The 17,741-nt window shown below is 60.9% G+C and carries 17 protein-coding genes; 5 read left to right on the top strand and 12 right to left on the bottom strand.

Annotated elements, in window-relative coordinates; genetic code table 11:
• The first annotated feature begins 97 nt into the window (after positions 1 to 97).
• The gene (locus KW849_RS10775) at positions 98 to 1,003 is read left to right on the top strand and encodes a LysR family transcriptional regulator (protein ID WP_218429405.1); all 906 of its coding nucleotides are present in this window, start codon (positions 98 to 100) and stop codon (positions 1,001 to 1,003) included.
• 35 nt (positions 1,004 to 1,038) lie between these two features.
• Here the strand turns inward: KW849_RS10775 and msrA are convergent, their stop codons facing one another.
• Genes msrA through msrB form a run of 3 tightly spaced genes read right to left on the bottom strand, consistent with a single transcriptional unit; the run spans position 1,039 to position 4,095 of the window.
• Positions 1,039 to 1,746 carry a peptide-methionine (S)-S-oxide reductase MsrA gene (gene msrA / locus KW849_RS10770; protein ID WP_218429404.1) on the bottom strand — a complete coding sequence of 236 codons (708 nt, stop codon included), beginning with the start codon at positions 1,744 to 1,746 and terminating at the stop codon, positions 1,039 to 1,041.
• A gap of 30 nt (positions 1,747 to 1,776) precedes the next feature.
• Positions 1,777 to 3,543 carry a cytochrome c biogenesis protein DipZ gene (locus KW849_RS10765; protein ID WP_218429403.1) on the bottom strand — a complete coding sequence of 589 codons (1,767 nt, stop codon included), beginning with the start codon at positions 3,541 to 3,543 and terminating at the stop codon, positions 1,777 to 1,779.
• A 33-nt stretch (positions 3,544 to 3,576) separates the two neighbouring features.
• Complete coding sequence (gene msrB / locus KW849_RS10760) at positions 3,577 to 4,095, bottom strand: peptide-methionine (R)-S-oxide reductase MsrB (protein WP_108218294.1); 519 nt, start codon at positions 4,093 to 4,095, stop codon at positions 3,577 to 3,579.
• 279 nt (positions 4,096 to 4,374) lie between these two features.
• Between msrB and KW849_RS10755 the strand changes: the two genes are divergently transcribed.
• From KW849_RS10755 to KW849_RS10740, 4 genes are all read left to right on the top strand, one after another.
• Entirely contained in the window at positions 4,375 to 5,094 is a 720-nt protein-coding gene (locus tag KW849_RS10755; protein WP_008000098.1) for a response regulator transcription factor, read from the top strand.
• Positions 5,091 to 6,611 (top strand): HAMP domain-containing sensor histidine kinase, encoded by a 1,521-nt coding sequence (locus KW849_RS10750; RefSeq protein WP_218429402.1) that lies wholly within the window; start codon positions 5,091 to 5,093, stop codon positions 6,609 to 6,611. Before KW849_RS10755 ends, KW849_RS10750 begins: the two co-directional genes overlap by 4 nt.
• A 362-nt stretch (positions 6,612 to 6,973) precedes the next feature.
• Positions 6,974 to 7,678, top strand: coding sequence for a hypothetical protein (locus tag KW849_RS10745; RefSeq protein ID WP_008018881.1), 705 nt, complete (start codon positions 6,974 to 6,976; stop codon positions 7,676 to 7,678).
• Between the two features lie 368 nt (positions 7,679 to 8,046).
• Positions 8,047 to 9,477, top strand: a complete 1,431-nt coding sequence (locus KW849_RS10740; protein ID WP_218429401.1) for a PLP-dependent aminotransferase family protein — start codon at positions 8,047 to 8,049, stop codon at positions 9,475 to 9,477.
• A 93-nt stretch (positions 9,478 to 9,570) separates the two neighbouring features.
• Here the strand turns inward: KW849_RS10740 and KW849_RS10735 are convergent, their stop codons facing one another.
• The 9 genes from KW849_RS10735 to KW849_RS10695 all read right to left on the bottom strand — a co-directional run bounded on the left by KW849_RS10735 (position 9,571) and on the right by KW849_RS10695 (position 17,740).
• Entirely contained in the window at positions 9,571 to 10,392 is an 822-nt protein-coding gene (locus KW849_RS10735; RefSeq protein ID WP_218429400.1) for an N-acyl homoserine lactonase family protein, read from the bottom strand.
• Between the two features lie 14 nt (positions 10,393 to 10,406).
• Positions 10,407 to 11,366, bottom strand: a complete 960-nt coding sequence (locus tag KW849_RS10730; protein ID WP_218429399.1) for a diiron oxygenase — start codon at positions 11,364 to 11,366, stop codon at positions 10,407 to 10,409.
• A gap of 67 nt (positions 11,367 to 11,433) precedes the next feature.
• Complete coding sequence (locus tag KW849_RS10725; protein WP_218429398.1) at positions 11,434 to 12,192, bottom strand: TauD/TfdA family dioxygenase; 759 nt, start codon at positions 12,190 to 12,192, stop codon at positions 11,434 to 11,436.
• Positions 12,193 to 12,210: 18 nt separating this feature from the next.
• Positions 12,211 to 13,086: a branched-chain amino acid aminotransferase gene (locus KW849_RS10720; RefSeq protein WP_218429397.1), complete on the bottom strand. Its 876-nt coding sequence runs from the start codon at positions 13,084 to 13,086 to the stop codon at positions 12,211 to 12,213.
• 31 nt (positions 13,087 to 13,117) lie between these two features.
• Positions 13,118 to 14,458: a KamA family radical SAM protein gene (locus KW849_RS10715; protein ID WP_218429396.1), complete on the bottom strand. Its 1,341-nt coding sequence runs from the start codon at positions 14,456 to 14,458 to the stop codon at positions 13,118 to 13,120.
• A 21-nt stretch (positions 14,459 to 14,479) separates the two neighbouring features.
• Entirely contained in the window at positions 14,480 to 15,124 is a 645-nt protein-coding gene (gene yfcF / locus KW849_RS10710) for a glutathione transferase (protein WP_218429395.1), read from the bottom strand.
• 210 nt (positions 15,125 to 15,334) lie between these two features.
• A complete protein-coding gene (locus KW849_RS10705) occupies positions 15,335 to 15,820 on the bottom strand; it encodes a cupin domain-containing protein (RefSeq protein WP_218429394.1) in 486 nt (161 codons plus the stop codon).
• Between the two features lie 83 nt (positions 15,821 to 15,903).
• Positions 15,904 to 16,398: a RidA family protein gene (locus KW849_RS10700; RefSeq protein WP_218429393.1), complete on the bottom strand. Its 495-nt coding sequence runs from the start codon at positions 16,396 to 16,398 to the stop codon at positions 15,904 to 15,906.
• A gap of 61 nt (positions 16,399 to 16,459) precedes the next feature.
• Positions 16,460 to 17,740 (bottom strand): acetyl-CoA carboxylase biotin carboxylase subunit family protein, encoded by a 1,281-nt coding sequence (locus KW849_RS10695; RefSeq protein ID WP_218429392.1) that lies wholly within the window; start codon positions 17,738 to 17,740, stop codon positions 16,460 to 16,462.
• Position 17,741: the final 1 nt, after the last annotated feature.

Genomic DNA, 17,741 nt, shown 5'->3' with positions numbered 1-17,741 from the left:
CAAGCTCCAGCAAGGGTCGGTGTTTTTGCAGTATGGTTAGCCACCAGAGCTGGATAAACACCGTAAAACTTCAATCATTTAAAAGCCGAGCTTGATAATGGATCTGTTCCAGGCAATGACCGTCTACGTGAAAGTGGTGGAGACCGGCAGCATGACCGCCGCCGCTTTGCAGTGCGAAATGTCCACGACCATGGTCGGCAACCACCTCAAGGCCCTGGAACAACGGCTGGGTGTGCGCCTGCTCAACCGCACGACGCGGCGCCAGCGGCTGACCGAATTCGGTGCCGCGTATTACCAGCGCTGTCTGGAAGTGTTGGGGTTGGTTGCCGATTCCGAGCGCCTGGCCGAGCAGGCGCTGGACGAACCGAGCGGCATCTTGCGCATCACCGCGCCCTTGACCTTCGGTACCGAACGCCTGGCGCCGGCACTGAGCGAGTTCAGCCGGCTAAACCCACGGGTGAAACTCGACGTGGTACTGACCAACCGACGCCCGGATCTGCTGGAAAACGGCCTCGATGTGGCGTTTCGCCTCGGCGCGCTGGAACCCTCCAGCCTGATCGCCCGCCCGCTGATCGACTACACCCTGACCATGTGCGCGTCACCGGAGTACCTGACCCGTCGGGGTACACCGCAAACGCCTGAAGACCTGCGTCACCATGACTGCCTGTCCTTTGCCTATCCGGCCGGCGATGACTGGCAATCGGTGCAAAAGGAATGGCGTCTGGCCGGTCCCGATGGTGAAGTCAGCGTGGGGGTCAGCGGGCCGATGCTGATCAACAGTTCGGCCGGACTGCATCAGGCAGCGCGAACCGGCATGGGCATCGTGATGATGCCCGATGCCTTGGTCGAACAGGACCTCAAGGACGGAAAGCTGTTGGCCTTGATGCCCGACTACTGCCCGCCCAGTCGGCCGATGCACCTGGTCTATGCCCAGGATCGCCACCGTTTGCCGAAACTGCGGCGTTTCGTCGAATTCGCCGTACAGAGGTGGGGCAAGCACTAGCCGACCGAACGGGCCATGCAGTCGCTGATCGCCATTTACATCCCCGCCTTCACCAGCACCGGTTGTTCCTGATAACGATTCGGGTACAGCTGCTTCAACTGCGCGACCTTCGGCAAATCGTTGATCACGATGTATGGATAGGTCGGATGCTCGGTCAGGAAGTCCTGATGTTCCTCTTCCGCCGGGTAGAACCCGTTGAAGGTTTCGAGTTTGGTCACGATCGGTTTGTCGAAGGCATGGACGGCGTCGAGCTGGGTGATGTAGGCCTGTGCGACCCGTCGCTGCTCAGTGCTTTTGGTAAAGATCGCCGAGCGATACTGGGTGCCGCTGTCCGGCCCCTGGCGGTTGAGTTCGGTCGGGTTATGGGCCACTGAAAAGTAGATCTGCAACAAGGTGCCATAGCTGACCTGAGATGGATCGAAAGTGACTTCGACCGATTCCGCATGGCCGGTATTGCCGCCGCTGACGCGCTCGTATTGCGCGGTATCGGCCGCCCCGCCCGCGTAGCCGGAGACGGCATTCTTCACGCCTTTGACATGCTGGAACACCCCTTGAACGCCCCAGAAGCAGCCACCGGCGAACACGGCAGTTTCGCTGCGGGCCTGGGTGGTTTCGTCGAGGGCCGGCGGTGGAATGACCACCGCCTCTTCAGCGCCACCGAAGGAGAAGGCCGAGCATTGGCTGATGATGCCGGCAGCCGCCAGCCCCAGCAGGGTACGGCGCCAGGTAAAGAGTGTTTTCATGGGGCGAACTCCTGAAGCGTTGGAAAGTAATCAGCCGAAGGTGAAGGCGTAAGCCGACGCACCCGGATCAAGAAACTCGATACTGAAGGTCCGGTCGGTCACGCCGCCGCTCTGGCGCACCAGTTGATACAAGCGCTGGTCGGTCACGGTGCCGCTGCCGTCGGGGGCCACGTCCATGCCATGGGCATCGCCGGGGGCCTTGCCGTCGATCAGCACCTTGAAGCGCACCGGTTTGCCATCGGCGCCAGGGCCGAGCACCAAATGCAAATCACGGGCGTGGAAGCGATAGACGATGCGGCTGGCCGGTGCGCTGGCGGTGGCCCGCTCCGGGCCGACATGCCATTGGCCGCCCAGGCTCCAGTCGTTGAGGGCCAGTTGCGCCGGCGGGTTGTAGGCCGCGACCTTGTCTGGCACCAGTGCGGTTTCCGGCACGAAGTGCTCGGCACGCTGGTAGCCGACGTAGGTTTCCGGCGACTGCACTTCGTTGTCGTCCGGGGCCATTTGCACGCCATCGGCCTTGGCGTTGATCAGCCCGTCCGCGACCTTGGTTGCACCCGCCTCACGCAGCAATTGCTGGATGACTCGCTCCGACTCGGCGTACTTGCCTTCGCCGAAGTGGTGATAACGAATGCGTCCCTGGGCGTCGGCAAAGTAATGCGCCGGCCAGTACTCGTTGTTGAAGGCGCGCCAGATCTTGAATTCGTTATCGATGGCCACCGGGTAGGTGATGCCCAGATCCTTCATGGCTTTGGTCACGTTGTTGACGTCGCGCTCGAAGGCAAACTCCGGCGCATGCACGCCGATCACCACCAGGCCCTGATCGCGATATTTCTCGGCCCAGGCTTTCACATAGGGCAGCGCGCGCAGGCAGTTGATGCAGGAGTAGGTCCAGAAATCCACCAGCACGACCTTGCCTTTCAAGGCCTGGGCGTCGAGGGGTGGCGAGTTGAGCCATTGCACGGCGCCCTCCAGCGACGGCAGGTTGCCTTCGACCGGCAAGCTGCCCGGGGTTTGCTCGGCCACTTGCACCGTGCCCTCGGAGGTCGTGTTCGGCGTAGCGCTGTTACGCGGTAACTTGCCGCTCAGTTTTTCCACCAGCGCTTGCTCGATTGTGCCGGTCGACGCTGTGGAAAACCGCGCCAGAACCCCCGTGTCCAGGCCCAGGGCAATCGCCGCCACACCGGCCAGCATCGCCGCGCCCAGGCCGCGACGCAGCCATTCGCCCGCGCCGATGGAGCGTTTCATCGCGCTGAAGACTTTGCCGCCCAGCAACAAGGCCAGCGCGAGGGAAGTGGCAGCACCCGCGGCGTACGCCAGCAGCAAAAAGGTGGTTTGGATACTTGCCCCTTGCAGTGCCGCACCCGTCAACAACAGGCCCAGAATCGGCCCGGCGCAGGGCGCCCACAGCAGGCCGGTGGCCACGCCGATCAGCAACGAAGCACCGGGACGTGGCCGCGCATCGGCGCCCGCCGCTTCCGACAAACGACTGCCCGCCGCCACCAGCGGCCGGGTCAGGCGTTCGGCCAGTTGCGGCAGCAACAGCGTCAGACCGAACAGCGCGACGAACACCAGCGCCAGCCAGCGCCCGTACTGATTGAGTTGCACCACCCAGCCACCACCCACCGCCGCCAACGTGGCGACCAGTGCGAAGGTCAGCGCCATCCCCACCAGCAGCGGCAATCCGCTTTTGACGAAGGGTTGCCCGGTGCGGGCGAAGACAAACGGCAACACCGGCAGAATGCACGGGCTGACAATCGTCAGCACACCACCGAGATAAGCGAGGACCAGCAGCCACATGGCGATTACCTGCAAAAAGTGAGAGGAAGGGAATCACACCGTCTTCGGCACGAATTTCATCGCCAAGCCGTTCATGCAGTAACGCAGGCCGGTGGGTTTCGGGCCGTCGTCGAAGACATGGCCCAGATGCCCGCCACAGCGCCGGCAGTGAACCTCTTCGCGGACCATGCCGAACGCACGGTCCTGGCGGGTTGCCACGGCCTTGTCCAGGGGTGCCCAGAAACTCGGCCAACCGGTGCGGCTGTCGAACTTGGTGGCCGAGGAAAACAGCGGCAGCTCGCAACCGGCACAGACGAAGGTGCCATCGCGGTGCTCGTTGTTCAGCGGGCTGCTGTAGGCCCGTTCGGTGCCCTCTTCGCGAAGGATGTCGTACTGTTCGTCAGTCAGGATCGCGTGCCATTCGCTGTCGCTGTGGGTCACTTCGAATACCTGCGCTGCGCTGGCCTCGCTGATCAATGCCGCGCCTGTGGAAAACTTCGGCAACAGGCCGATCGCCAGGGCCGTCATCCCCAGCCCGCCGCTCGCTACAAGAAATTGCCGTCGTGAAAACATGCTCGTCTCCCAAAAATCCAAGGGTGTTTCATGGAATACAGCCTAGGCTTTGGGTGATCGCAAAATCCTCACGGGAAGTTAAACAATTCGTGATAACTCGGACCCCGAAAAACCCGCACAATGCCTATGCAAATGTAGGAGCGAGCCTGCTCGCGATGGAGGCCAACGATGACGCGGGATACCTGACGCCCTGCGGCGTCCTCAGGTTTTTCGCGAGCAAGCTCGCTCCTACAGTGGCATTACGCACAATGCGCCCATTGCACCGAAGGATTGACCTGGATGGAACAGACCAAACGCGTCCTGGTGGTCGAGGACGATATGCACATTGCCGACCTGATCTGCCTGCACCTGCGTGACGAGCAGTTCGAGGTGGTGCACAGCGCCGATGGCGATGAAGGCATGCGCCTGCTGCAGCAAGGCAACTGGGACGCACTGGTCCTGGACCTGATGCTGCCCGGTGTCGACGGCCTGGAAATCTGCCGCCGCGCCCGCGCCATGGCGCGCTACACGCCGATCATCATCACCAGTGCGCGCTCCAGCGAAGTGCACCGGATTCTCGGCCTGGAACTAGGGGCCGACGACTACCTGGCCAAGCCCTTTTCCATGCTGGAACTGGTGGCCCGGGTCAAGGCGCTGCTGCGCCGGGTCGATGCCATGGCGCGCAACCTGAAGATGGATGCCGGCAGCCTGCTCACCGACGGTCTGGCCATCGACCCGATCACCCGCGAAGTGTCCCTCGACGGCCGTCGCCTGGACCTCACGCCCCGGGAATTCGACTTGCTGTACTTCTTCGCCCGCCAGCCAGGCAAGGTGTTTTCGCGCATGGACCTGCTCAATGCCGTGTGGGGCTACAGCCACGAAGGCTACGAGCACACGGTCAACACCCACATCAACCGCCTGCGCGCCAAGATCGAGGCTGACCCGGCGCAGCCGGTGCGTATCCTCACGGTCTGGGGCCGCGGCTACAAATTCGCCACTGGTGAGGAGCCGCAGCCATGAGGCTGACCCTGACGCAACGCCTGTCCCTGGTGTTCGCCGTGCTGCTGCTGGTGTGCTGCGGCACCTCGGCGTGGTTGCAGGTGCGCTCCAACCAGATGCATGAGCAGGAAGTGGTACAAGGGCTGTCCCGGGACCTGGCGCAGCACATCGCCAGTGACACGGTGCTGATGGACACCCAGGGCCTGATGCCCAACGCCGTGCGTGACCTGTTCAGCAAACTGATGCAGGTCAACCCGAGCGTCGAGGTGTACCTGCTCGACTCCGCAGGCAAGATTGTCGGCAGCGCCGCGCCCGAAGGCCGGATCCGTCGCGAACGGGTCGACCTGGCGCCAATCCAGCGCCTGCTGCGGGGTGATGCCCTGCCCATCCTCGGCGACGATCCGCGCAGCGTCGATGCGCGCAAGGTGTTCAGCGCTGCACCGCTGAAGGTTGATGGCAAGCCGGCCGGTTATCTCTACGTGGTGCTGCTCGGTGAAGATCACGATCGCCTGGCTGAGCGCGGTGCGACCAGCGCGGCGCTCAACACAGCGCTGTTGTCCATCGGACTGGTGGCGCTGCTGTGCCTGATCGCCGGTCTCACCGCGTTTGCCCTGATCACCCGGCCGTTGCGCCGCCTGACCGAAACCGTCAGCCAGTTCGACATCGATGGCGTACCGGTCACACCGGCCCTGCCCGTCGTGGTGGAAAAAGCCGCCAGCCACGATGAAATCGCCGTGCTCGATGCAGCGTTCCGACAGATGCAGGCACGCCTGGGCGAACAATGGCGTTCGTTGACCCGCCAGGATCAGGAGCGCCGCGAACTGGTGGCGAACATCTCCCACGACTTGCGCACGCCGCTGGCCTCGCTGCACGGCTATCTGGAAACCCTGTCGCTCAAGGACGCCACCCTGTCCCCTGCCGACCGCCGTCGCTATCTGGGCATCGCGCTGGACCAGAGCCGCAAGGTCGGCGGTCTGGCGCAGTCGCTGCTGGAACTGGTGCGCCTGGAACATGGCTTCGTGCAGCCGGTGCTGGAGCGCTTTTCCCTGACTGACCTGGCCCAGGACATCTTCCAGAAATTCGAACTCACCGCCGAAGCGCGCAAAGTCGAACTCAAGGCCACGTTCGCGCCGAATGCCTCGGCGGCCTGTGCCGATCTCGGCTTGATCGAGCGGGTGCTGACCAACCTGTTCGACAATGCCCTGCGCCATACCCCGCCAGGGGGCGAGGTCGAACTGGACCTGCGCCCGCAAGGGTCATTCATCGAAGTCACGGTCAGCGATACCGGCCCCGGCATCGCCCCGCAACTGCGCGAGGGGTTGTTCCTGCGACCGTTCAATATTGGCGGCGCACGGCGTGATGGCGGGCTGGGGCTGCGGATCGTGCATCGCATCCTGCAATTGCACGGGCGCGAGATTCAGTTGATCGATGTGCCTGGGCGCGGGGCGACGTTTCGTTTTTCGTTGCCGATCGATGAGGAGACAGCGACTGCGTTGGCGGCTCGCCCGATGAACCTCAATACACCGCGGCAGGCCTGACAGACCGCGGCGCCTGCATCGCGAGCAGGCTCGCTCCCACAAGGTAAGTGGATGTACGCAATATCTGTGAACAGCCAAAAACACTGTGGGAGCGAGCCTGCTCGCGATGGTCTCAAGCGCACCGCGCTCATCCAGAATGAACGCGTCATCGTTAACGTCCATCGCGAGCAGGCTCGCTCCTACAGTGTTCCGGTTTATCCAGAACGAACGCGTGATCGTTAGCGCCCATCGAGGGAGCAAAAAAATGACCAGCCGCCTGTTGATCCGTGACAACGCCGCCCCGGTCCAATAGATTAGTCGGCCTGAAAAAGCCCCCGGGCTTTCTCGCCCCTATTCAAGTTCAAAGAAGTAGTGAAATTTCAATGTCCGATTCCAACACCGCTGAATCCGTAGTCACCCTGTCGTCCAAAGCGGAATACGAAAACTCCATCAATCTTTCACAGCACGTGCCCCAGGCCAAGACCATCAGCGAGATGGTGCTGGACGCTTTCCAGTCCACCCGCGAAAGCGACCAGATCCGCGAACTGCGCGCTGCGATCCGCCAGGCCCACGACAGCTTCGACGATGACAAAGCCTACGAACTGATGGGTCAGCTCAAGCAGCTCAAGGACGCCGAAGCCGCCGACATTGCTGCCCTCGAAGACCTGAGCAGCAAATTCCCGATCAGCCGCATCCTGTCCAGCTTCAAGGACGACCCGGCGTTCCAGGAAATCGTCTACGGCCTGGCCCTGAAAGTGCTGAACCAGACGCACCAGGCCATCAGCAACCCGAGCGGCGGCAAGAGCAAAGCCGCCAAGGCCAAGAAAGAAGTCGAAGTGTTCACCATCAGCAAGGACGGCATCAGCGTCACCTTGCCGTTGCGCACCCCGCGCTCGCGCCTGAACGTCGACCGCGAAGCCCTGGAGTTCCTCGGTTTCACCTTCGTGGGCGAAGGCGAAGAAGCGGAGCTGGAAAGCGAGACGTTCCTGGACAACAGCGGCGCCGAACAAGCGGTCAACCGCAAGAACATCATCACCGCCCTGCAGCAGCAGACTGCGTTCGATGGGTACAGCATCGCCGCGCAGTAAAAAGTCAAACCCTCATTCATGATGAGGTTTACCTGTGGCGAGGGGGCTTGCCCCCGTTGGGCAGCGAAGCGGCCCCATAACCAGCCATAGGGTCCTATCAGATACATCGCGTTCACCGCTTTTGCGACGGCTTCGCCGCCGAACGGGGGCAAGCCCCCTCGCCACAAGGTCCTCAGCGACTGACTCAAGAGCCCCGCCATCAGTGTGGGGCTTTTTATTGCCCGTGATTCGGGCAAATCCGCGATTACTCTTCCAGTATCGACGCAGTACACCACTTCCCTTTACCCATGAGCACCACGGGTCCGCCTGCGGGGAGCGTCAACTCACTTTCCAGCCCAGACCTCGGTGGTGCAACTGCTGAGGTCATCGTGAACACAACCCCCTTATATCGCCAGTTAGCCAACCATTACCTGGACGCTATCCGCAGCGGCACCTTGAAAACCGGCGAACGCCTGCCCTCGATCCGGTTGATGATGGAAAAACACGCCGTCAGCCTGTCGACCGCCGTGCAGGTGTGCCGGGAACTGGAAGACTACGGAGTGCTGGAAGCCAGGCCGCGCTCCGGCAACTACATTCGTCAGCCCGACACCGTGCCCAGGCCCGCCCCGATTGCCTTGGCGCCAGCGCTGGATACCCGCGCGTTTGTTGGCATTCATGAACAGGTCTGCGCGGTACTCAAGGCCAGTCAGCACGCGACGATCAAGGTCAACTTCGCCAGCGCCTACTGCGCACCCGAGCTGTATCCGCTGAAAACCTTGCAAGACAACATGATCAAGTCGCTGCGCTACAACACCGGCCTGATCGGTACCGCGGGCTCAACCTGCGGCAACAGCGCATTGCGCAACATCCTGGCCCGACGGGCACTTGCCAGCAAGACCCACCTGGCCCCCGAGCGGATCGTGATCACCAACGGCGCCACCGAAGCGATCAATCTGGCCTTGCGCGCGGTCACCCGCCCCGGCGACACCGTGGCCGTGGAGTCGCCGACGTTCTACGGTCTGCTGCAAATTCTCGAAAGCCTGAACCTGCGGGTACTGGAAGTCCCGGCCTCAGCCCACACCGGGCTCAATCTGGCGGCCCTGCAACGGCTGCTGCAAGGCCCCGAGCGGATCAAGGCATTGATCGTCATTCCCAACCTGCAAAACCCGCTGGGCAGCATCATGCCCGACACCAACAAGGCACGTCTGGTGAAACTGTGCGCCGAGCACAATACCGTACTGATCGAAGACGACACCTACGGCGACCTGGTGGACAGCGAGCAGCCGCTGTCCACGCTCAAACATTGGGACCGCACTGACAACGTGATCTATTGCGCCTCGCTGAACAAAACCCTGGCACCGGGCATGCGCCTGGGCTGGATCAGCGCCGGCAAATGGCACGATCGCGTGGAGATGCTCAAGCATGCGCAGTCGCGGGGGTGCGAGGTGTTATCGCAATTGGCGGCCAGCGAGTTCATGCGTACACCGTCCTACGAGCGTTACCTGCGGCGATTGAGGAAAACCCTGACCCAACAACGTCAACAGATGAGCGAGGCGATTACTCGATATTTCCCGCTCGGCACCCGCGTGACCACCCCCCAGGGCGGCACGTTGTTATGGGTGGAACTGCCTCGTCGGCATTCATCCATGGCGTTTTTTCATGAGGCGCTGAAGGTCGGCATCCAGTTTTCACCTGGGGATATCTTTTCCAATACCCGGCACTTTGATCACTTTGTGCGGATGGGTTGTGGGGCGCCGTATTCACCGCGGATTGATGAGGCTTTACAGACCTTGGGGCGCATCCTCAAGAATCAGGGTTAACCACGATCCTGTGGGAGCGAGCCTGCTCGCGATAGCGGTACATCAGACACATCAATGTTAAATGCGCTGCTGTCATCGCGAGCAGGCTCGCTCCTACAAGATTGACGGTGATCTGCAGACCGGGGGTTGGTGCAGGCAAATAATGTGCGGGTCGTCATTCCAGTGCGGGAAACGCTCGGCGATCAACGGGTCGTGGCCGGGGATGACGTGGTCTTCGCTGTCGGCCAGGCGATCGATTTCGGTGAAGGCTTCGAGGGTTTGCGCCAGGTCATCGAGAATCGGAAACGGGCTGCGCTCGCGAATGTTGACCCACAAATGCGCGGCATCCGAGGCCAGCACAATCCAGCCGCGTCCGGTGTTCACCCGCACCACCTGGCTGCCCGGTGTATGTCCGGCTACCGGATGCAAGGTCACACCGGGCACTACCTCGACAACACCGCTGTGCAAACGCATCCGCCCTTCGAACAGCGGTGGCAACGCCGACATCACATCCTCGACCTCGTAGGTTTTGTTCACCGTGCGATGGGCCATTTTCGGCCCGGTGCAGAAACGCAGTTCCGCTTCCTGCAAATGCACGGTCGCCTTCGGGAACAGCCCGAGGTTGCCGGCATGATCCCAATGCAAATGGGTAAGGATCAGGTGCTCGACCCGGGCCGGATCGATGTCCAGTTGCCGCAGGGATTCTTCCGGCAGGCGATACATTTGGCGATTGCGCCGATCCGCCGTGGCCGGTTGGAAACAGGTGTCGACCACGATCACCTGTTGCTCGTTGCGGATGACCCAAAAGTAGTAATCCAGTGGCATCGGCGCATTCGGATCACCGCAGCAGGCGTCATAGAGAAAGTTCTCTTTGGCAGTGCGTTGGGCGTTTGCACCGACACGGATAGCGAACACTTCGTACTCGGGAACTGACATGGACACCTCCGGGCTCAGGCGGCCGCTGTGGTTTTGAGAGTCGGACGAAAATCGAAATCGATCTGGTCACTGATGCCCAGGTCCTGTGCCAGCTTATGCAGGCCACTGTAGTCACGCATGATGGTCGCATTCTTGTTGCTCTCGCGGGTGTCGGCAATGATCAGCGCCGCATCCTCGACCCCAAGCTGCGTCAGAATCGCCTCCCACATGGAGTAGTCCTGGGCGATAAATGCACTCAGCGCCACCGACAGGTTGCGTGCGAAAAACTCCCGCTGGATGGGCTGCATGTTCGCGTACATGACCTTGGCCACTTCAGCCAGCACCTTGCTGTGGGCGTACTCGTCACGGTTGTGCAGCTCGGCCACGCGGCGGTTTTGCGGCTGGATGGTCTGGTCGTCTGCCAGCAAGTCGAGATAGGCATTGACGCTGATCTCAGCCACCACCGCAAAGGTAATCGCCGCCAGATCCCGCTGCCATTGCTCGGGCAGCTCTGCATGCAAGGCCTTCAGGCGCAGGTAAGTGACGGACGGAGGCAGATCAAGCTCCTGATCCAGCGCCCGATCCAGTTTGGTCCGCTCGATGGCGCGCAAGTGCATCAGCGTATGGTAGTGCTCGTCAATCAGGGTCTGTTGCATGGCCTCGCGGAAGTGCCAGTCATCCTTGCCCAGGTACTGATTGGCGATGACGCTCAGCGCCGGGTTGACCACATGCTCCTCGGCGGTGACGGTGCGCAGGTTGTAGCCGATCCAGCCCCAGGTCACCACGCTGCTTTTGAGCTCGTCGCTCAAGGCCTGGAATTTCGGATGATGGAAAAACGGCACCATGCACTCCGGGTAATCCGGGCGCGCCGGGTCGAATGCTTCGTTGACTTGGCCCCTGTCCGGCGAACACACCGTGGCGCGCTTGGTCCAGGCCTGGTTGAGCCGCACGATCAGTTGATGGTCGACCTGGGCGATCTCGATTGCTGTTTGCATGACGCGATACCTGTAAGGCGCGTACCCGCCAAGGGGTACGCCAAAAGAAGGAAGGGCGACGGAAAAATCAGGCCAGCCAATAGCGGGTCAGGTGGCGCGCCGGGTCAGTGTAACGACTGCGCGCGTGGATCATTCGCCAGTTGTCCCAAATCAGCAGGCCTCCGTCGGGAATCAGCACCGGAACGTTGTGCTCGACGAAGTACGCTTCGCCGAGCACGGCAAACCTGGCCAGTGGCGAGGTGCTGTTGGCGACCAGGGATTGCTGCAGGGCTGCCTTGGACGGGTTCACGTCGCCGTAGTGAAACTGGTTGTAGCTGAAGCGGAAAATATCCCCGTCCTCTGTAGGCGTGAGGATGTATTCCTTGACCCGCCGTTGTTCCGGTTCGCCCGGTTTGGCGGTGGCGACAAACTCTACCGGCGTGTCCTTCAGCCACTCACGCAGTTGCGGTTCGCTGTGTTCGAGGGACTTGAGAAATTCGTAGCCGTCCACCAATCCGGTGTGCCCGCCACCGCATGTAGCCTGTTTATGGCAATGCAACGCCAGGTAGCGCGGCGGCGGCCCGTACACCGGCGCTTCAGTGTGCGGGCCGATGCCGTTCATGCTCTGGGAATACGGCAAGTCTTCGTAACCCGGCTTGCGGGTAATGGGAAAGGCCATCTGGCCGTTGAACTGCGGAAGGATCGGACCGAACTCCAGCAAGGTGCCTACGACATCATCGGCAAACTCCTCGGGGGTCAGCACAGTCCAGCCCAACGTCGACAGTTCTTCGTGATGATGGCCGAGTGAAATGCAAGGTTGAGACGCAACAATCCCTTGGTCTGACATGGTGAGATTCCTGGCGGGTTATCCGGCGTTGACGGTTGAGGTGTACGCAGCGATGACGTCGCGGCAGGCATCACCCGGTCGATAGTGCTGCGCGTCGATGCTCTGCACCGGGGTGATTTCGGCAGCAGTGCCGGTGAGAAAACACTCGTCGAAGTCGCCAAGCTCCGTAGGCAAAATCGTGCGTTCGACGACCTGGTAGTCCAGCACTTTGGCCAACTCAATGACGGTCTGCCGGGTAATGCCATTGAGAAAGCAGTCCGGGGTCGGCGTGTGCAAAGTCCGGCCTTTGACGAAAAACACATTGGCGCTGGTGGCTTCGGCAATATGGCCGCGCCAGTCGAGCATCAGCGCATCGTGGTAACCCGTGTTCTCGGCGTCATGCTTGCTCAGCGTGGCGATCTGGTAATGCCCGGAGGCCTTGGCTTCGAACGGGCTGCTGCTCGGTGGCGGGCGACGCCAGGTCGCGGTTTTCAAGCGGATGCCGGCCATGCGCGCCGCCGGGTCGAAATAGCTCGGCCACTGCCAGCACGCGATGGCCACGTGCACACGGTTGAAACGCGCCGAAGTGGAAATCATCTCGCTGCCGCGCCAGGCCACCGGGCGCAGATAGCCGTCGACGACCTGGTTGCGTTGCAGCAGTTCGTGGCTGGCCGCCTCCAGTTCAGCCAGCGCATAGGGGATGGCAAAGTCCATCAGTTGCGCCGAGCGATACAAGCGCTCGCTGTGTTCGCGCAACTTGAAGATCCTGCCGTTGTAGACCCGCTCGCCTTCGTACACGGTGCTCGCGTAATGCAGGCCATGGGTCAGCACATGCAACTGCGCCCGGGACCACTCGACGAACTCGCCGTCGAGCCAGATAACGCCCTCGCGCTGATCAAACGGGATACTGCTCATATCCATATTTCCCCATTATTCATGAAATTTCCTACGCCGTTTCCAGCAACACGGGTATCAATTCCGGCACGGCGGTGAGCTCGGTCTGAAAGAAGAACGCACGCTCGCCGAAGGCCGGTTGCAGGTCGTCGAACCAGGTCACTTGCGGATCGAAGCGCGCGTAGAACGTGCGCAGCGCCCATTGCGGATTGCGTGCCTGGAGGAACTGCAAGACGAAGACTTTTTCCCCGGCGACGGTCTCGATGCCGTTGATCAACACCTTGCCGTAGAAGGTGCTCATGGATGGCCCGCGCACCGTGCGCGCAAGCCCCGACACCGTGCGATACGCCGCCTGGAAGATCTCGAAGGCCCGGGCCAGCGGCATCGCGAAGTAGTGACTGGGGCCGGTGTCACGCTCGACGAACATGTAATAAGGCACCGCCCCGAGCCGCACCCCTTCGGTCCACAGCGCGGCCCAATCGGCGGGGTTTTCGTTGATGTGGCGGATCACTGGCGCCTGCATGCGCACCGTCGCGCCCGTCGAGCGAATGTGCTCGATGGCCTGGCGGGCGATGGTCTGGCGGATCTCCACCGGGTGGTTGTAGTGGCCCATGATCGACAGGCTTTTCCCCGCCGCGACGATGCGTCGGAATAGCTCCAGCAGCTCGGGCGCATCCTTGTCGCTGACAAAACGCTGCGGCCAGTACGCCACGGATTTGGTGCCGATGCGGATGTTCTTCAGGTGTGGCAACTCCAGCAGCGGTTCGATGTAACCGGCCAGCGAGCGGGTGTTCATGATCATCGGGTCGCCGCCGGTAATCAGCACGTCGGTCACTTCGGTGTGCACCTTCAGGTAACTGACCAGCTCCCGGGATTCACGGGCGTTGAACTTGAGTTCTTCTTCGCCAATGAACTGCGCCCAGCGGAAACAGAAGGTGCAGTACGCATGACAAGTCTGCCCGGCACCGGGGAAAAACAGCACGGTCTCGCGGTACTTGTGCTGGATGCCCGGCAGGACTTTGCCATTGAGGGTGACACCGTTGTGGGTCAACTGCCCGGCCGGATGGGGGTTCATGCGCCGCCAGATCACCTCGATCCGACGCTTGATCGCCGCGCTGTCATCCTGCTCGATCAGGTATTTGAGCGAGGCATACTCCTCCACCAGCAACATGTCCTTGTGGGGGAAGGTCATGCGGAAAACCGGATCGTCCGGGATATTGTTCCAGTCGATCAGCGTGCCCAGCACGTATTCGTTGGTGCGAAACGGCATGACCCGGGCTACCACGGTCATGGCTTCCTGCAATGCCGGGGTCAACTTGTCCCACCAGGGCGTGTCGCGAATGGTGCGTGCGTTATAGGGTTTGTATCTTTCCTGCTCCGACATTCCTTGCATGGCAGCGCTCCTGATGGTCGTTTACGCGATGGCCGGCGCTTTGCGCTCTATGTCCATCCACGCCCGGACGCTGTCGCGATCCCACTGGCGACGCACATACGCCGCGAGCCGTGCCGGCACCGGGTCACCGTTGGCAACCAGTCGGTTGAGCATGATTGCAAGGTCGGTGTCGGCAATGCTCCAGTCACCGAACAGATGCTCGGCGCCCTCTTCCAGCAAACGGTCGGCCACATGGAACAGACGGTCGGTAGCAGCCCGGGCTTCGTCGGACAGCGGCGTGTCCTTCTTGCCGAAATACACCAGATCAAACGGACGCTCTTTGCGCACCACCAGCAGATCGCTGCGCAGCCAGGCCTGCAGTTGACGGGCACGGGCACGCTGCTTGATGTCTTGCGGGTAAATTCTTTTTGAAGCAGGAGCGAGTTCTTCCAGATACTCGGCAATGGCTGAAGATTCCGACAGCGCAAAACCTTCGTGAACTAATACAGGAATTTTGCACGTCAGCGAAAGATCGCGGTAACTTTCCAGATAGTTTTCACGCGACTTTAAATCCAGCGTTACCAGATCAAAGGAAAGTTGCTTTTCCTTTAAAGCCACAAAAGCCGACATGGCAAAGGCACTGACATAGTCCGCCCCCAGATACAGCTTTAACTTCGCACTTCCCATAGAACACTCCTTTTGCACTAAACACATTAATCCGTTGCATGTGAAGCGATCGTAGTAAGTTGATTAAGCGCTGAACAGATACAGAAATTATCTATTTCTATCGATACAGAAATCAGAGCGTTAAATCGCCAGAGGGCATTTTTCAGGTGCGCAAAAACCAAAAAAGGGAGTCAGCGTATGCGGACTCCCTGGTGTGCAGCAGAAAGGAATTTACAGCGGGCGGGGGATCAGCCCAACGTTGTCGGCGTGGTTGGATAGCAATGCCATCTGCGGCATGTTGCTGAGGTTGAGCATTGCCAGCGGCTCGGTGGCGCTGGTGTTGACGAAGCCGTGACGGGTCCAGGCCGGTACCAGCAATACATCCCCGGGGCCGACGTTTACCTCGTCTGCATCGCCCAGTGACAAGGCGCCGCTGCCGGACTGGATGACGAACAGATGCCACCAGGCATGGGCATGACCATCGAGTGTTGAACCCGGCACCAGCCATTGCATGGACACCGCCATGCCGGGCGTCAGTTGGCAACCTTCGAGAGTATTATCGTGGGCCAGCGCAATAATATCGACGTCGCTGGCCTCAAGGGTCTGGCGCATATCGCTAAGTTCGGCACCTTTCCACACGCGAGGTTTGATCGGCTGCTGATCCAGACTCTGGCGAAAATCCTTATATGAAAAAAACGCACCCTGAACGTTATTCACTTTCTGCTTCCAACTTATTCTGCCGAATGGAGTTACCCGACCTTAGGCGAACCCTTCAACAGTGTAAAGCCGGACAACTTCATTTATAACACCGACGGTCGCAACGCCACGATCATATCAACTTCAATCGCCGCATTTTTCGGCAACTGATAAACACCGACTGTCGTGCGTGTATGTTTCCCGGCATCGCCCAGTACGTGACTGAAAACATCCGATGCGCCATTGGCGACTTCACTGAGGTCGACAAAGTCTTCCGTGGATCTCACATACACCGTGACCCGAATCAACGACTTGATCTTGTCCAGCGAACCAATGGCATCAACGATCAGCGCCAATCCGCGCATCGCACTGATGCTGGCGGCCGCTTGCGCATCCGCCATGTCGAGGTCCAGTCCTACCCGCCCCGGATAGTGGATTTTGCCGTTCATGCGCGGCACCAGACCGCTGATATACAGTTCATCGTGATGACGAATCAGCGGCGCGTAGTGTCCGCCAGCGGTGTTCTCGCCGTAGATGTCATAGTTGAATTCCCGTGCCAGAGCGATGAAGCGCTCATCACAGGTCATGTGTGCATTCATTTACGTAACCCTCTTGATCAATACTGCAAAAAACATCGATCGCTGCTGCTTGATCCACGACTCAGCCCACAGCCCTCGCCGGCGCTGCCAGGCCGGTGATCCCGACCCTTGATTCAATGGCCTCGGCCAGACGCGTCAGGTCCAGGCTGAGGCGTTCGTACTGCTCGTTGAACAACACGATGTGGCCGATGAACGAGAAGTTGTCTTTCACCAGTGCGCTGACCGAATCACCGATGCGCTTGGTCAGCACCGCTTCCACCAATTCGATGTTCAGCGACCGGGCCAGGGCCTGGATGTCCGGTACGTCCCGCAGGATGCCGCCGGTGTTCGCTCGCAACAGGCGTATGCCGCAGTAACCGCGTGGTACTGGATCATGGTTGGCGATGTTGCCTTCCACGGCCCAGCGGACCCAGCGCTCCCACGGATCGAAGTCGATGAACGCCTTACGGGCCAGGTCCCAGATGTGCATGCCACCGGGGCGCATGTTGGTTTCCACGGCCGAAGTGCGGTGATTGGCCCTGTGGAAAACTTCGTTGTGCCAGGCTCCGTTGTCCTGCGATACCAGCCCCGCCATGTGTCGGCCGGCGGCCATCAGCCGCGCCTGTGCGTCCGCCGCCAAGGGCGCGGGCACCACTTGCTGGATCTCGGCGCGGTAGGCGCCATCGGTGGTGGTTTTTTCGGTGATCCAGGTACTTCCCGCAACATAGTCCCAGCTGTATTCGCGGGCGTTCTGGATCAGTTCTTCAAGCACGATGCCGCCCTCGCGATAGGGTTTGAGGGCCTGCCATGCCTCGTCGCATTCGGACGGGTGCCGAATGACCCGGCAGCCGCGGCTGGCGCCTTCGCAGGCAGGCTTGATGAACGCCTTGCCGCCCAGTTCGATCACGCGCTGACGCAGTTCCGGCAGGCTCTCGATCCGGGTGGAAACGATCGGCCGGTAATCCTCGGGTGCCGCAGTGGCAGTCGCTTCGAGTTGGCGGAAAATCTGTTTGTCCAACCCCGCTCGCGCCTCGGCCGGGGTAATGCCGGGCAGGTCGAAATGGTTGGCCAGCGCCGCACCGAGCAGCACGCCGCGATCCGAAAACGGCAGCACGCCGATCAGTTTCCAGCAATCGGCATTCAAGCAACCGATCACCAGTTCGAGAGAGGCCGGAACGTCTTTCTCGGCCAGCGATGTACTGCAAACGTGATCAGCGACCTGATCGTCCTGGGGCTGAATCTGCTCGACCAGCAGGATCAGCCTGGCGTTGTACAGCGACTTGCACAGATCGCGCAGCTTCTGGACATCGTGAACCCGACTGCCGTTGTACCCAACCACTACTACGCACGAAGTCGTATTCATA

This window comes from Pseudomonas sp. PDM26 (assembly GCF_019219185.1).
GTDB lineage: Bacteria > Pseudomonadota > Gammaproteobacteria > Pseudomonadales > Pseudomonadaceae > Aquipseudomonas.
Note: the sequence above shows the minus strand (reverse complement) of the source record. Positions and strands in the feature narration are given on the sequence as shown.